Source organism: Arcanobacterium haemolyticum DSM 20595, assembly GCF_000092365.1.
Lineage (GTDB): Bacteria > Actinomycetota > Actinomycetes > Actinomycetales > Actinomycetaceae > Arcanobacterium > Arcanobacterium haemolyticum.
This window is the reverse complement of the sequence record NC_014218.1, coordinates 381,699-396,964: the sequence shown is the minus strand read 5'-3', so window position 1 is coordinate 396,964 and position 15,266 is coordinate 381,699. Positions and strand designations below refer to the sequence as shown.

The 15,266-nt window shown below is 53.6% G+C and carries 17 protein-coding genes; 8 read left to right on the top strand and 9 right to left on the bottom strand.

Going from position 1 to position 15,266, the window contains the following annotated elements; translation table 11 throughout:
• The first annotated feature begins 63 nt into the window (after window positions 1-63).
• Both ARCH_RS01725 and ARCH_RS01720 read left to right on the top strand, forming a co-directional pair.
• Window positions 64-1,029 (top strand): SPFH domain-containing protein, encoded by a 966-nt coding sequence (locus ARCH_RS01725; RefSeq protein ID WP_013169592.1) that lies wholly within the window; start codon window positions 64-66, stop codon window positions 1,027-1,029.
• Between the two features lie 4 nt (window positions 1,030-1,033).
• Window positions 1,034-1,249, top strand: coding sequence for a hypothetical protein (locus ARCH_RS01720; RefSeq protein WP_013169591.1), 216 nt, complete (start codon window positions 1,034-1,036; stop codon window positions 1,247-1,249).
• 256 nt (window positions 1,250-1,505) lie between these two features.
• Here the strand turns inward: ARCH_RS01720 and ARCH_RS10430 are convergent, their stop codons facing one another.
• The 7 genes from ARCH_RS10430 to ARCH_RS01690 all read right to left on the bottom strand — a co-directional run bounded on the left by ARCH_RS10430 (window position 1,506) and on the right by ARCH_RS01690 (window position 6,316).
• The gene (locus tag ARCH_RS10430) at window positions 1,506-1,580 is read right to left on the bottom strand and encodes a 50S ribosomal protein bL37 (protein ID WP_369801280.1); all 75 of its coding nucleotides are present in this window, start codon (window positions 1,578-1,580) and stop codon (window positions 1,506-1,508) included.
• Between the two features lie 138 nt (window positions 1,581-1,718).
• Window positions 1,719-2,000 carry an anti-sigma factor gene (locus tag ARCH_RS01715; protein WP_013169590.1) on the bottom strand — a complete coding sequence of 94 codons (282 nt, stop codon included), beginning with the start codon at window positions 1,998-2,000 and terminating at the stop codon, window positions 1,719-1,721.
• A 1-nt stretch (window position 2,001) separates the two neighbouring features.
• Window positions 2,002-2,607, bottom strand: a complete 606-nt coding sequence (locus ARCH_RS01710; RefSeq protein ID WP_013169589.1) for a sigma-70 family RNA polymerase sigma factor — start codon at window positions 2,605-2,607, stop codon at window positions 2,002-2,004.
• Window positions 2,608-2,739: 132 nt separating this feature from the next.
• On the bottom strand, window positions 2,740-3,900 hold the full coding sequence (locus ARCH_RS01705; protein WP_013169588.1) for an N-acetylglucosamine-6-phosphate deacetylase: 1,161 nt from the start codon (window positions 3,898-3,900) through the stop codon (window positions 2,740-2,742).
• The gene (locus ARCH_RS01700) at window positions 3,897-4,673 is read right to left on the bottom strand and encodes a glucosamine-6-phosphate deaminase (RefSeq protein WP_013169587.1); all 777 of its coding nucleotides are present in this window, start codon (window positions 4,671-4,673) and stop codon (window positions 3,897-3,899) included. Before ARCH_RS01700 ends, ARCH_RS01705 begins: the two co-directional genes overlap by 4 nt.
• A 42-nt stretch (window positions 4,674-4,715) precedes the next feature.
• Window positions 4,716-5,399, bottom strand: a complete 684-nt coding sequence (locus tag ARCH_RS01695; protein WP_013169586.1) for an N-acetylmannosamine-6-phosphate 2-epimerase — start codon at window positions 5,397-5,399, stop codon at window positions 4,716-4,718.
• Complete coding sequence (locus ARCH_RS01690; protein ID WP_013169585.1) at window positions 5,399-6,316, bottom strand: ROK family protein; 918 nt, start codon at window positions 6,314-6,316, stop codon at window positions 5,399-5,401. Before ARCH_RS01690 ends, ARCH_RS01695 begins: the two co-directional genes overlap by 1 nt.
• A gap of 71 nt (window positions 6,317-6,387) precedes the next feature.
• On the opposite strand from ARCH_RS01690, the gene ARCH_RS01685 reads away from it, so the two are divergent.
• The 4 genes from ARCH_RS01685 to rsgA all read left to right on the top strand — a co-directional run bounded on the left by ARCH_RS01685 (window position 6,388) and on the right by rsgA (window position 10,157).
• Window positions 6,388-7,167: a FadR/GntR family transcriptional regulator gene (locus tag ARCH_RS01685; RefSeq protein WP_261974469.1), complete on the top strand. Its 780-nt coding sequence runs from the start codon at window positions 6,388-6,390 to the stop codon at window positions 7,165-7,167.
• Window positions 7,168-7,234: 67 nt separating this feature from the next.
• Entirely contained in the window at window positions 7,235-7,747 is a 513-nt protein-coding gene (locus ARCH_RS01680) for a hypothetical protein (protein ID WP_013169583.1), read from the top strand.
• A complete protein-coding gene (gene aroA / locus ARCH_RS01675; RefSeq protein ID WP_013169582.1) occupies window positions 7,747-9,132 on the top strand; it encodes a 3-phosphoshikimate 1-carboxyvinyltransferase in 1,386 nt (461 codons plus the stop codon). Before ARCH_RS01680 ends, aroA begins: the two co-directional genes overlap by 1 nt.
• Window positions 9,129-10,157: a ribosome small subunit-dependent GTPase A gene (gene rsgA / locus ARCH_RS01670; RefSeq protein ID WP_013169581.1), complete on the top strand. Its 1,029-nt coding sequence runs from the start codon at window positions 9,129-9,131 to the stop codon at window positions 10,155-10,157. The genes aroA and rsgA overlap by 4 nt, the downstream gene beginning before the upstream one ends.
• A 1,249-nt stretch (window positions 10,158-11,406) precedes the next feature.
• On the opposite strand, the gene ARCH_RS09230 is transcribed toward rsgA, so the two are convergent.
• The gene (locus ARCH_RS09230) at window positions 11,407-12,039 is read right to left on the bottom strand and encodes a SatD family protein (protein WP_013169580.1); all 633 of its coding nucleotides are present in this window, start codon (window positions 12,037-12,039) and stop codon (window positions 11,407-11,409) included.
• Between the two features lie 117 nt (window positions 12,040-12,156).
• Between ARCH_RS09230 and ARCH_RS09225 the strand changes: the two genes are divergently transcribed.
• Together ARCH_RS09225 and ARCH_RS01650 are read left to right on the top strand one after the other, a co-directional pair.
• The gene (locus tag ARCH_RS09225) at window positions 12,157-12,561 is read left to right on the top strand and encodes a hypothetical protein (protein ID WP_013169579.1); all 405 of its coding nucleotides are present in this window, start codon (window positions 12,157-12,159) and stop codon (window positions 12,559-12,561) included.
• A gap of 433 nt (window positions 12,562-12,994) precedes the next feature.
• The gene (locus ARCH_RS01650) at window positions 12,995-13,759 is read left to right on the top strand and encodes a CAMP factor family pore-forming toxin (protein WP_187286513.1); all 765 of its coding nucleotides are present in this window, start codon (window positions 12,995-12,997) and stop codon (window positions 13,757-13,759) included.
• 53 nt (window positions 13,760-13,812) lie between these two features.
• Here the strand turns inward: ARCH_RS01650 and ARCH_RS09220 are convergent, their stop codons facing one another.
• The gene (locus ARCH_RS09220; RefSeq protein WP_013169577.1) at window positions 13,813-15,252 is read right to left on the bottom strand and encodes a PAS domain-containing protein; all 1,440 of its coding nucleotides are present in this window, start codon (window positions 15,250-15,252) and stop codon (window positions 13,813-13,815) included.
• Between the last annotated feature and the right edge of the window lie 14 nt (window positions 15,253-15,266).

Below are 15,266 nucleotides of genomic sequence, written 5' to 3'. Positions count from 1 at the left end.
ACCCGTTAAAAAGTGATATCATTTTTCTATCACTTTTTAACGGGTTAGGTTAGGAGCCTTCTCATGAACACAACCGCTACAGTTACAGTCTCTGAAGATCCAGTAGGGCACTCAGGAATCCGCGTAGACGTCAAAGAAAAAGAAGCCTGGACGCTCGGCTCCGGAGGCGCCGCGACTCTTGCTCTCCTCTCGCTTGCTTTCATCGCGCTCAGCGCATGGGGAATCATCAGCGGAGCAATCGCCCAGGACAACCATACTGACACAGTGGCATCGAACATCGTCCTGCTCGTATCGTGCGTCGCGCTCGTCGTCGTCACCTTCGCAAGCACAGGATTCACCGTGATCTCCCCCGGCGAATCCCGAACCGTCCAATTCTTCGGAACATACAAGGGAACAATCCGTGCAACGGGTTTCAACTACACAATCCCGTTCTCAACCCGCACCAAAATCTCCGTGCGCGTTCGCAACTTCGAAACCAACGAAACGAAAGTCAACGATTACTCCGGAAACCCAATCAACATCGCAGCAATCGTTGTATGGCAAGTAGCCGATACCGCCAAGGCAAAATTCTCTGTGGAAGACTACGAAAACTTCATCAAATCCCAGTCAGAATCAGCCCTGCGCCACATCGCAACCCAACACCCCTACGATTTCCCAGTTGATGGACGTTCATCGCTACGCGGATCAACCGAAGATATCAGCGTCGAACTCGCAAACGAAGTCGCAGATCGCGTAAGCGTTGCCGGCCTTGAAATCGTGGAAACACGCATCTCATCCCTCTCCTACGCGCCAGAAATTGCCCAAGCCATGCTGCAACGCCAGCAAGCCGCCGCAATCGTGGACGCCCGTGAAACAATCGTTGACGGCGCAGTATCCATGGTTCAGATGGCACTCGATGAACTCGAACGCAAAGAAATCGTTGATCTCGATCCGGAACGCCGCGCAGCGATGGTCTCCAACCTGCTCGTTGTGCTTTGCTCCGATGGGCAAACCCAACCAGTCATCAACGCGGGAGGGCTCTACCAGTAACATCATGGCAGAACGCAAAGCCATATCTCTTCGGTTAGACCCAGCGGTACACGATGCCATCGCCCGCTGGGCTGCCGACGATTTACGTTCCGTAAACGCCCAAATCGAAGTCATTCTTCGCGATGGGTTACGCCGTGCCGGGCGCCTATCGAACAACACTGGCGAACTGCCAAAACGCGGGCGGCCACGGAAAGATGCCGCAAAAAGTAATGACGCCTGATAAGACACATCGTTTTATCAGGCGTCATCGCCAATCAGTTCACTCTAGTTAGCCATCATTCTTTTCATTGCCGGCAGACTTATCACTACTACCAAGGCACATATAAATTCTCCTTTGAATTTAACATTTCCGATCAGTCCTTATTTTTTAACCCTTACTTTTTAGATCTAATCATTCGCACCTAAACAAAAAGAGAGCGGTATAAAAACCGCTCTCTTTTCATAGGATTATTCATCCCTAAGCTTCGAACCCAAGATCAGGTGTTCGGACGCTTGCCGTGGTTTGCACCGCGCTTCTTGCGGTCACGGCGCTTACGCGAACGCTTCGACATTGTGTACTCCTTTAACTTCGGCCATAGTTTTTTATGGCACGACAGATCTTTATTGTACCGGTTTCCTAGCCTTCTCGTCACATCGATATGTGATGGGCATATTCACGACCCGATCACAGTCACAAGGCCGCCTACCCTCTAACGTTCGATTACCCTAATGATCCGAGCCCGCAGATCTTCAGAAGCCACATCTCCGCAGCACGATTTCCGTAAAACAACCCGCACATTCACTTCGGCCCGGATCATGTCCGCACAATGCTCACACCCTGCACTGTGTTCCAACAACCGTTGTGCCTGATGTGACGGCATGTGTTCATCAACTAGTTCGAACAGGTGCTCCATCACTTCCGAGCAATCACATCCCGAATCAGCGCAGTGGCATTCATCAAGCCGCTTTAACAAATCTTCAAAACGTTTCACGTTACTCCCCTGCCTTCTGCTTCACCTTATATCCAAGCTGTAGGGCGTAGTCACGAAGAATCTCTCTGAGCTGAGTACGCCCCCGGTGAAGCCGGGACATGACAGTACCGATTGGCACTCCAACAATATCGGCGATTTCTTGGTAAGAAAAGCCTTCCACATCGGCCAAATACACAACTGTGCGCCGATCGTCAGATAGTTGATCCAACGCATCCTTGATTTCTGAATCAGGCAAGTTTTCCAGCGCTTCGGCTTCAGCGGACACGAGGCCACGCGAATCATGCGAAGCGGCCGAATATTCTTGCCAATCCTCCACCTGATCGGATTCGGCTTCTTTCGGGCGGCGCTGGGCTTTGCGATAGTTTGAAATGAACGCGTTATTCAAGATCCGATACAACCAGGCTTTCACATTTGTTCCTGGAGTGAACTGGTGGAAAGCGGCAAAGGCTTTCGCGTATGTTTCCTGCACCAGATCTTCAGCATCTTGCGGGTTACGGGTAAGCCGCAGGGCGGCACCATACAGTTGATCTAGTAGCGGCAACGCTAGTTCTTCAAACTGCTGTGATAATTGCTCAGGTTCGTGAGCAGGACGTTGATCAATCTCCACGCCCCAATCCTACTACACACGCACAAAAATCCCGGTTTCTAGCCGTAAAAGAACAGTGCCCTCAGCACCACTCCCAAGCCAGATCCCGGGATTTTCACGTGAAACATGATTCACGCGGCGAACCGCCGCAACTCACACGCGTTGGAACGTTTCCATTGCCAGATCTTCTGTGAACACAACGAAGTTGGCCTTCTGCCCCACAACGAAGTCCAAAGTCACACCCGCTTCGGAGCCGTCCAGTCCGAGCGCATGTGCCGGCCCTGCCACGCAGCAGCGCACAGCAGATTCCATCGTGGTGTGCCCACCGCCAACCATGCGTGCGATTTGTTCAGCCAACCGCGAGGTGCCACCGGCGATAGCACCACCTTCGGTCAAACGCGCCACGCCACCTTCGATAGTGACGGCCTGGGAGCCAAGCACGTAATCGCCGTCGGCCATACCTGCGCCTGCCATGGCGTCGGTTACCCATGCAACGCCAGCCTTCTGGCCGGAGTTTTCGATCACTGCTACCACGTCACCCACCAAATCGGCGTTGACGTGAACGGTATCGGCAACGAGTTCCACCACGGCGTCTCCGCGCGTGGCCGCCTTGATGAGTTCGCGCACTGGGCCTGGTTCGCGGTGTGCGAGGGTTGGCATGGCGTTGAACAGGTGTGTTGCAGTTTGCGGTACGTCGATTCCGATGGAGCGGCCGTATTCGGTGGTGCGTTCGATGAGGTCACGTGCCGTTGCGGAGGTTCCGCTGGTGTGGCCCCACGATGGGAGTGCGCCGTGATCGAGGAGCATGCAGGCTGCGCCGTATGCGTTCTCGACTTCCGGTGCGATAGTCATGGTTTTGATCCAGCCTTTTCCAGCCTCCAGCCAGGATCGCAGTTCGTCCAGGTCAGGGTTACGAATTGCGGCCGGGTTTTGGGCGCCACACTTGTGTTTGGAGATGTATGGGCCTTCGAGATGGATTCCGATGAGATCTCCTGATTCGCAGGCCAGCACGAGGTTTCGAATGGCTGGGAGCGGATCGATGAGGGACACGGTTGACGCCACGAGTGCAGTGGTTCCCATGCACCGGTGGGCTTCGACTGCGGTTGCGGTTCCTTCTGGCGTGGTATCGTCTGGGAACGATGCACCGCCGCCACCGTGGTTGTGAATATCGATCAGCCCTGGGGTGATCCAGCCTTCTGGCAGGGTTTCGGTTACGGGAAGGATATTGACGACGACGCCGCTGCCATCAACCTCAAGCCCCGATCCAACGAGCTCTCCGAATCCGTTGAGGACTTTGCCGGTATAGGTGCTCATCGTAGCGACTCCCAGCGTTCAACGTAGTAATCCTTGAGTTCGAGCTTGGATGCTGCGGCTTCGTCAAGGAAAACAACGGTTTCTTGGTGCATCTGCAGGATCGTGGCTGGCCACTTGGCGCTCACGCCGCCTTCAACGAGTTCGCGTACGGCGTCTGCCTTGCCTGCGCCGGTTGCGATGAGGAGCGGGCAGCCACATTCCATGATGGTGCCAAGCCCTTGGGTGATGCACTGGCTTGGCACCTTGGCAAGATCGTCATCGAAGAAGCGGGCGTTGTCTTCGCGCGTACGGGCTGTGAGGGCTTCAACGTGCGTGCGGGACGTGAGAGCGCCAGATGGTTCGTTAAAGCCGATGTGGCCGTCAGAACCGATGCCGAGGATCTGAACTACGATTCCGCCGGAATCCTTAATGGACCTATCGTAGGCGCGAGCGGCTTCGTATGGATCTTCCGCAGAACCGTTTGGAGTGTTGAGATCTTCTTCGCGCAGGCCGGTGCGTTCGTCTCCAACCAGTTCGGCGCGCAACACGTTGCGGTAGCGTTCTGGGTGGTTTTCGTCGATTCCAATGTATTCGTCCAACGCGAACGCCTTGAAGCCTTCGAGTGAGAAGGTGCCTGCCGCGTGAGCATCGCGCAGTTCCTTGTAGAGCGGAAGTGGCGTGGAACCGGTTGCAACGCCTACAACCTTGCGATCAGATTCGTTGAGCTTGGTGATGAGGTAGTCGGCTGCTGCCTTGGCTAGGGTTTCTTCATCTTTGAAAATACCAACGTACATGTGGCCTTCTTTCAGTGCTTAATTTTTATTGCTTATTTACGTTTACTTGTGGGCTTTGGCTGCGGCGTCCACGAACCACGACGTGATCGAAGTTGGGTGCGTGATTCCGGTTCCGACGACGGCGGCGAACGCGCCCGCTTCGAGTACCTGTTGCGCGTGTTGTGGCGTGTGAACACGGCCTTCGCAAATCACGGGGACGTCTGGGAATGCGTCGAGCATCTGGGCAAGAAGCTCAAAATCTGGGCCGGGAGTCTTTGGGCGATCTCCGGTGTAGCCAGAGAGCGTGGTGGATATGATGTCGGTTCCCGCATCCACGGCACGTTGAGCATCGTCGAATGAACCGCAATCAGCCATCACCAAGATGCCGTCTTTCTTCAGTTCAGCAACGGTTTGCCCGTAGGTAAGACCGTCTGGGCGTGGGCGCCCGGTTGCGTCGATAGCAACGATGTCTGCACCGGCCATGGAGCAGGCGCGTGCATGGCGCAGGGTTGGGGTGATGTAGACCCCTTCGTCGCCTTCCTTCCACAAGCCGATCACGGGGATCTTCACGCGGCCTTTGATTGCGGAAATATCTGCGAGCCCCTGGCAGCGAATTGCTGAGGTGCCGCCGATTTCAGCTGCACGAGCCATTTGTGCCATGGTTTCTGGGTGCCGCATGGGTTCGCCCGGATATGCCTGCACGGAGACGATCACGGTTCCGCGCAGCGATTCGATGAGATGATTCATCAGTTGTTCTCCCTTGAATAGTAATAGAGTGCGGCGCCAAAGAGAGGGGCGTCTGATCCTAGTTCACCGTTGCGTAAGTCAACATTCGCAACGAAATCCATTGCGCTTGCGCGGTATCCGCGGCGCACTTCGTTCCACCAGTTTTCTCCCGATCGGGTCATGGATCCGGAGAGGACGACGACGGAGGGGTCGATTGAGTTTGCGAGGGAACCGAGCACTTCCCCAAGTGCATATGCCGACTGTGTGAACGTGAGTGCGGCTAGTTCGTTTCCCGATTCTGCAAGTTCTTGGAGTTCGCGGCCGTTTGCTACCGTGAGATCGGTGCTGCGCGAATTGAACCAGGAGGTGATTCCAGAACCGGAGCAGATGGCTTCGATGTGGCCTTCGCGCCCGCATGAACACGGCTGGCCTGCCGCGAAGTGGTGGTGGATATGGCCGAAGTGGCCAGCCAGGTAGTGATCGCCAAACACGATCTGGCCATCAACAATATGTGCACCACCAATGCCTGTGCCAACAGCACAGGCCATAACAGAGCGGAAACCACGGCCAGCACCGAGCACCGCTTCGCCGAGCCCGTGGGCGTGAACATCGTTGATTGCCCACACTGGCTTGCCTGTTGTTTCCCGCAAGAGATCGCCTAGAGGCGTGCCGCCCCAACCTGGCATGGTGCCTGTAGCAGACACAATCGCACCAGTTGTTGGATCGACAACGCCAGCGGAAGCAACAGCCACGCCGTCGATCTCCACCCGATCCAACTCAGCCACAAGATCGCAGATGCGCTGGGCCACCCGGGGGCCGCCGTCGAACGCTTGTGTTGGAATCGAACCACGTTCCGAAACGGAAAGTTCACCGGGTTCTCCAGTGATGATGGCCCACCCTACTTTAGTGCCACCAATATCTAGTGAAAGAAGAACCACCCTTGCTCCTTTGACGAATTCCCACCAAGTGTCAGTGAAAAAATCTTGTGAATAACGCGCAACACAACCTCGTGTTCGTTACAATTAAGCCTATGTTGTCAGACAAGTCAATGCAAGCCATCCTGGGTAAATACGGATCGGCACAAACCGCCGATAGTCCGCAAATTGGCACCGTCATGCGCTCAACCGCAACAATGGATGCCATCAAAGGCTATATTCTTAACCATAATCTCAAACCGGGTGATCCCCTCCCCACCGAAGCGGAGTTGTGTGCAGATCTCGGTGTGTCACGTTCGTCAGTCCGCGAAGCCTTCCGTCAACTCACGGCACTCGATATCGTGACCGTCCACCAAGGCCGTGGCTCGTTCGTCGGCTCCATGTCACTCGAACCACTCGTACAAACCCTCATTTTACGAAACGCACTGGATCAATCGTCTGGAAAAGCAAGCCTGCGTCAAGTGGTCTCAACCCGGCAAGTACTCGATCTTGGGATCGCCGAAGATGTTGTTCGTCAATTCTCCGGAACCCACAATCCCAAACTCCACGCGCTCGTTGCCACCATGGTGGAACGCGCGAAAGCCGGGAAAACCTACCTCGATGAAGATATCGCTTTCCACGAAGCCCTTACTGAATTCGCTGGTGACTCCCTTATTTCACAGCTCATTAGCGCGATGTGGCTCGTACACCAAGCGTTCATCCCAAGTCTGGAAACCCCAGCCGCCGATGAACTCATTGCTACCGCCAAAGCACACCAAGCCATGCTCGAAGCCGCGGAAGCCGGAGATATCGATGCCTACAAGGCAGCAGTCTGTTCCCACTACGGGCCGCTAGCGAAAATCATCGATCTGTAACGTGCCCTTTGAGCGAAATTTGCTCTGCACACCACCATGTGTCGGAGGATACACGTAAACTAGTGCTATGACTCTTGTAAACAAACTTGCACGCCCGCTACTCGCCGCACCGTTCATCGCCACTGGCCTGGATGCTCTCACCAAGCCAGAAGGCCACCGCGAACCTGCCCGCAAACTTTGGGCACTCGCACAAAAATTCGGCATCGATGAAAAGCTCGGGATCTCCGAACCAACTGATGCCACACTCGATCTGGTCACCCGCGCATCCGGCGCAGTTGTGACTCTTGCTGGCGCACAGCTCGCCCGGTCGCGCGCGCCGCGATCCGCCGCGCTCATCTTGGGTCTCACACAGATCCCGCTTGCTCTGGCCAACAACCCTGTCTGGGAAAAGAAGCCATACGCCGCCCGTAAAAAGGACGTATCTGGGCTTCTAGCCGCCGCTGGCCTGATTGGCGGTGCGCTTATCGCGTCCACCGATCGTTCTGGTAAGCCGTCACTTGGCTGGCGTGCAGCCCGGCTCGGTGAAAAGGCCGTTGGTGGAGCACAACAGCGGATCGAACAGATCACACCTGGCCGCTAATGGAACCCGGGGATTCATGGTGGAATGCCCCCTACCTTCCGCGAACTGAAAAAATCCATGGCAACGTGCGGATTCCGGGATCCAAATCCCTCACCGCACGCTGGCTCGTCTTAGCCGCTATCGGACTGAATCCAGTGCGCCTTGCCGGGGCACTGGATTCGGAGGATACGCGGGCCATGGGCAACGCGCTGGTTGCCCTTGGCGCGGGCATTGAATGGCATAAAAATTGGTGTCACGTTACTCCAATACCGCGCGATACGAATGGTGTGATCACGGTTCGCGGGGGCGCATATATCAATGCCGGCCAGGCCGGAACTGTTATGCGTTTTATTCTGCCGTTGGCCGCGATGGCTCACGGCGATGTTACTGTGACCTGCGCTGATAATGCTCGCCACCGCCCCATCGCCGGCTTACTATCAGCCCTGACGCAACTCGGTGTGAACTATACGTGTGCCAGGGACGTTGCGGAAGGCACCGGGGGCGGCTTCCCCCTCACTATCCACGGACGCGGGCCGCTACGCGGTGGTGAGGTGAGTGTGGACGCGGCGGCGTCGTCGCAATTCGTCTCTGCTCTTTTACTTGCAGGCCCACTCATGGAACGCGGGATTACTGTGCGCAACTGCGCCGATACTCTCCCATCCACCCCGCATATTTCCATGACCATCGATACGCTACGCAAGGCCGGAATCAACGCAGCTGGCACAGGCGAAACGTGGCACGTCCCGCACGGCTCCCCCAATCGGAAACACATCACAATCGAACCCGATCTATCCAACGCGGGCCCGTTCCTCGCGGCAGCGCTCGTCACGGGCGGGCGCGTGCGAATCGAAAACTGGCCCAAGAAAAGTCAACAACCAGGAATGGCCTACCTGGATATCTTCCGAAACGCCGGCGCAACCTTCACCTGGGAAACGAACGGGCCACTCACCCACCTGATCTGCCAAGGCCACCGAACCATCTGGGCCACGCACAAAGACATGGGCGACCTGGGAGAACTCGTCCCCACGGTAGCCGCCGTACTTGCGTTTTCAGACGGCGTGAGCGGACTGAGCAATATCGGGCACCTACGCGGCCACGAAACCGATCGAATCGCGGCACTCACCGAAACACTCAGCGCAATCGGAACCCAGCCCGAATACGATCCGCACTCAGAAACTCTCTGGCTCAGAAGATTCGACGCACGCTACACGACAACCGATATCGATTCACACGCGGACCACCGCATCGCAACCTTCGGCGCAATCCTTGGACTACGAATAAAAGGCCTGCGGGTTGCTAATATGGAAGCAACCGCAAAAACGTTCCCAACCTTCATAGAATTATGGGAACGCCTTGTAGCAGACTCTCGATCCTATTGGGCACGGAAACGAAAAGAGAACACGTGAGTAGACGCGACATCGGCACCGACGATCACCGGGTAAAAGTTCGGCCCGGAAAGCGATCACGCCCACGCACCAAAATCCGGCCGGACTATTCCGACGCTCGGCGCGGGCGCGTGTTTCGCGTAGATCGCGGCCGCTACCACGTGCGGATGGTGGACGATTCGTGCGAAGTCATCGCTGTGAAAGCCCGCGAACTTGGGCGGCGCGGGATCGTTGTTGGAGATCTGTGCGCGATGGTTGGCGATCTTTCCGGGCGCAAGGATACGTTGGCGCGGATCGCTCACGTTGACGAACGCGAAACCGTGTTGCGGCGCGTTGGCGAAGAAGGCGAAGCGGCCGGGAACGAACGCGTGATCGTGGCGAACGCGGATCAGTTGGTGATCGTGACCGCTCTGGCTCAGCCCGAACCGCGCACCGGCATGATCGATCGATGCGTTGTGGCAGCCTACGACGCGGGCATGGACGTGGTGCTGGTGCTGACCAAGGCCGATTTGGCGTCCCCAGATGCGTTGCGGGCCATGTACGAATTGATGGGGTTGGACGTGATCGTCACCCAAGTGTTGGGGGACGATGCGGATTCCGACGCCGGTTTGGCCCAGTTACGTGAAAAGCTGAGCGGGCGCGTGTCTGTGCTTGTTGGGCATTCTGGCGTTGGAAAATCTACCCTGATTAACGCGCTCATTCCTGAGGCTTCGCGCGAAACCGGGCACGTGAACGAAGTGACTGGGCGCGGGCGGCACACCTCGACGTCGGCTATGGCGTTCGATTACGCAGGCGGGGGCACCGTGATCGATACCCCCGGCGTGCGAACGTTCGGGTTAGCGCACGTAACGCCCGATGGGCTACTGCGCGGATTCCCTGACTTGGAAGATATTTCCGACGAATGCCCACGCGGCTGCAACCACGAAGACGGCGTGATCGATTGCGCTTTGGACGATCCAGAACTCGTTACCCCCGATTCAGTGCTGGCCGCGCGCGTAGATTCCTTCAGGCGCCTTCTGGCTTCGCGGGCGAAGCAGGAGTGGTAACCTCTTCCGATTCCTTCCGTTCTATACAAAACTTTAATACCACCACGACAATTGTAATGACTGCGGGGAGTATTAGCCGAAGATAAAAAATCCAGTCGTTAGGGGTAGGATCGGTCAAAACAAACTTATGCTCTATGACACCCTTCAGCTCGAAACACTTGCTTGTATAATATTCTGAGCATCCCTCAGCTAAACCTATCGCAGAACCTTGAACTTTCTTATACGTATCCTGAAACTCTTTCACGAGTGTCCAGTATCTCGAATGAAGACACAACGTAATACCTATTTCAAAACCAAGTAGGATCCTATGACTCTTCATCCTACAGAGATTATTTTCCTTTTCTTCCGATTTACACGAATTGCGTCTTCTATAAGAATCCCAGACTATAAAAAATCAGTAGCAATTCTTGCTGCCACAAAAGATAAAGCAATTGAAAACACTGCAGGGAGAGTCAAGAAAATCAAAATTTCTTCTTCGAAGGATCCTTTCAGATTAAACGCAATATAAGCAATACCAAGAAAAATGAACGCAGCAATAATATATGCGAAGACTCTAGAATTTCTGGAGTAAGTATTCGTTTACTCTTACTCTCACTCTTCCCTGATTTCCATAAGCCCATAAATACTCCTTAATACAGTTTCGAAAAATTCCCGATATAAATATATTGACCGATGAAGACTGAATCAGTTACTCACTAAGCCTGACACTATAGCAGATGAAAATATTGCAAAAATGAGCGTAGACATCGCTCGGGAAATCACGATTGAGCATGAAAAGTTGCACGTATCAACGCGCCGATTTTAGCCAAAACATGCGATAGGTATAGGGCTGGCGTTTACAGTACTTGTATCAACTGCAGCTTTTAGCACTCATCTGTTCATGGTTGAAACCGGAGATTAGGCAATCCTACATATTCAGAGACGGACACTTCGCAGTGGTTGGATATTTGCGCAAAAGATCTACCACACTATATGGAACAGTTACCACAGCCACAGGTAGCTCCTCTTGGAATGACAACATCCTCGAGGCATAGTTGGCACGCAGACATCTTGCAAATCAGCATTGAACTTGTTCTAAGGGACGGGCTGCCCTTAGAACAAGTGGCACAGATATGTGAAATCCGTCCAGATACTGCAAGAAAACGCTTGCAACGTGCAAGAGATAGGCTTCGGACAATCCTTCAAAAATCCTCACGTGAGCATACATTGTGCTGATAGATAAGGGTTTCTTATTGTGGGAGTTGCAGTACTACGGTAGCTCCCACAAACTTTTCATAGCAGCTGCCAGCGGGCGGAGATCATTATCGTTCACTCTCATGCTATTGGCAGCTGGGCTGATCTTTAAACGGCGCGCCACCTGCTGATTAGAATCACCACGTAGCACCCCTCTTAAGGTTGTACTCGTAGATGGATTTAACCGGGTCATATGCACGTCAATCATGTGACTCAGTGGCAATATCCATTGCCCAAAAGAGCTTCTTTCCTTTTCTTCCGTATAAAAATACGTCCGTATGTTAGACCATCCAGCTTTCTCTTCTACACTAACAAGTTGATTTAAGGCCTCACGAGCATTCCACCACCCTGAACCATCTTGGATATCAAGTTTCGGATCAATCGTAACGATCTCCCCATATCCAATTCCCCAACGGATGTCAGCTCCCCGAATCATTAGTTCGATTCGGCACTGATGCATAGCTCGAAAAGCATCTCCAATAGTTGCAAAAACACCCTGGATTTCATCTCCCACTGTCGGATGAAGGCTTTGAACACTCCCTGCATCTACACGAGCCAAGCTATCTGTAAGAGCATGATGGCTACTTACACGATTAACTCCACGAGAATCCACCATATCCCCAATAACGGCAATATATTTTTCTACCACATCAACCACCTTCCAAAATTAAGCATATACCTTAATTTCTATAAAATTAAGTACATACCTTAATTGAAGAGAAAAGCTTATAAGAGTAGAATCTTGCAAAACCGAGGGGAGACAGCGATGCAACAACCTTTTGCTTTCACCATACAAGCCTTTATTTTCACAGCCTTCCTCACTATTACGATTTTCGGAAATCCTCTTATCCGATACTTCCTCAATCGCATCCACATACTCCCCCAAGAAACTCCTCCCACAAGCGATCAAAACTCAAAAACCGAAGTATTCAAAGGAGGCCGCTGGATCGGCATTCTTGAACGCGTGGCCATCTACGCCTGCATAATTTTCTCTTTCCCTTCAGGAATCGCAATGGTTTTAGCTATCAAAGGCCTTGGGCGTTACCCTGAATTACACAATGAAAAACACCACCACGTGGGCGAGCTCTTCATTATCGGCACCTTTACCTCCGCATTATGGGCATTAACGTGGGCAGGTATCGCCCACACCCTCATTGCTTTTATAGATTGACGCCCACCAACAAATTCAACACATCGTACGATTTTGTCAACAATGTGCCATGGCTAAAAAGACACACATAAAGTGAAAACTTTCATAATTTTTCACGACGTACGCCACACATAGCGTCGCAAAAACCTCCAGTTCGCCTCAGAATCGTATGGGGAAAAATTAAAAAATACGACGTTTCGCATGAAACCTCTACGAGCATTAAACTCGCAATATTACCGCGCCTTACTACACCGAACCGAAAATTATACCACGAAATTTTTCAGAACGCCTCATCCAGAGAGCACCCAGATTACCTCCCTCACATCTCCTATCGCTATGCTCTTAGCACACGCACTGCACTACCCCTCATATATTAATCGATCTGCAATGGAGAAAATCGATGTTAAAACCCCTCGCGTCATTAGCCTTATCAATTTCGCTTATAGCACCTGTTATGGCAGGTCCGGTTGCTGAAACGTCGTCGTTAAATTTCAATACAAGCGCGAACGTCTCAGTAGTGTCCGCGCACGTCACCCCAACTGAACCCGCTGCTCCAATCGGAAAAACAGAAGCCAAAGAAAAAGCCGCTGACGTTGATACTGTAATCGCTGAAATTAAAGAAATTGGCGCCACCTCGCGCCCCGATATCAAATGGGGCAAAGAATTCGAAGGCCTCTTCAAAACACTCTATGAATTAAAAGACGAACTAATCGCAATATCGACTGGTAACGTGCCGGCTTTCGATACCACAACGATCCTCTCGCGCGCCAAGCTCGCAGCAAAGATCGGTCAAGCGATCAACACCGGTGCAACCACCCTCCGAGACAAAGTCCAGGCAGCCCACGTCAAAATCGGTTTCGCAGTAACCCGCTCGATCATTCGCCTAACAAACCTGTCCTCCACTGAAGCACAACTCAACGAATCAACAGAAGAACTTGGCAACATCCTCACGGAAGTCGCAGACTACCCGGATCTCACCCCAGAAGACAACGCAACCATCTACGTACGAAACGAACTCACCCAGAAGATCTGGAAAACCCGCTGGAACCGCGACACCAATATTCTGCGCAAGAAATCGTTCGCTACCTACAACAAGCTGAACCGCAATATCACCAAGGCGGTAGGCATCGAACTCGGCCCACGCTCCACGGTCAAGCAAGTCCGCGAGGCAGTAACCGCGCTCGATAATGCATACAAGGAAGCACTCGCTGGCAAGTAAAGCCCGCTAGACTTCAAGTAAAATCCCCATCGCCCACACAGCGTCCTTGCATATCACCCAATCATCACAAGAACTTTGGCATGAATTTCAAGAACGATCTGGGATAGGGCATCGTAATTTTCCACATCGCTGACGTTACCGAGTTCCTGTTGGAATGCAGTAAGGCGTTCCAATGACACTTCCGCGTGGTCAATAGAGCGCGCCACGGTGGCGTCCACAGAAAGGTTAAGTTCTGGCAGGTTGAGATCTGCCGCCGACATCTGCCACAGTTGCAGCAGCTGGCGCGGGATCGCTACTGCGTGCAGGACTTGATCGAGGTAATGCGCAATATCGCCGGCAAGTTCGCGGTATGTTTGGGCGTGCTCTTGCAACGCTTCCACATCCGCAGTGAGCACGGTGCTGAGCATTTCCAGTGATTCTAGGCGTTCGCGGATTTCACGTTGTTCTTCCGTTTCGTTATCGGCTTCCGCGAACACATCGCGGGTGACGAAGCCGGGTGCCAATCCTGGAACTCCGATTTTCGCATCGTAGCCAGTATCGATAAGTTCTGCGATGAACACGCCACACATATTCGTGTGGAGGCGTGAAAGTGCGATACGGAAGCGCGTGTGGGCGATGTGGGATTCAAGCGCATCGATTTTGGCGATGAGGTTGGTGAGGTATGTGCCCACCACGCCTTGCATACGGTTCCACACGAAGAGCGGTTCGAGTGCCGTGTGGAGCGCCGGGTTTCCTTCGCCGAGCGCGGTGAATTCGTGCGCGGCTGCGGCTACCGTGTCCATATCGGTGCGCACATGTGCCACCACGGCCGCTAGGCGTTCGCCCAGTTTTACCAGGTCATCTTGGTGTTTCATCCACGCATCGAGCGTTTCGTGTTCTTTGCGTACCGCCGCGAGCATTTCGTGGAGTTGCGATTCGCCGGCGCGGTGCGGGAAGGTGTTTTCTTCCGTTTCACGTTTCGCTGTTTCCGCAGGTAACGCTTCGGTTTGGAAGTCTTCGTACGATCCGATTCCAGCTTCCGCGAGCGCCTGGTTCACGTACGGGAGGGCGGCTTCGGCGGCTTGGCGGCGGTTCATTCCGCCGGCGATGAGGTTTTGTTCGTGGGAGAGGATTTTTGCGTATACAGCGCGGATTTGTGCGAAGGTTTCTTCACGCATCGGCTTGGCGCGGACCGAGAGGTAGCCGCCGTTTGGCAGTGGCGTGATGGTTGCGAAAACGTCATATTCCGAACCGTCTCCAGCCAAGTTGAGCATGTAGGCTGCGAACGGTTTCCCGGCTTCGAGCGTGTCCCATATGAGTTTGAAGATGGAGGCTGGCATATCCGGGTGGCGCACGATATTGTGTGGGGCACCGCGGAGCTGTTCGGCGTCGTACCGCGAAAGTCGCGTAAAAACTTCGTTTGAAAGTTTTATCACGCCTTTGGGATCAGTTGTGGAGAAAAACAGTTCCTGTGGGGTGATTTCTTGGATTTCTCCGGTTGGTTCAGGCTTCACTTTTTCTCCTTTAG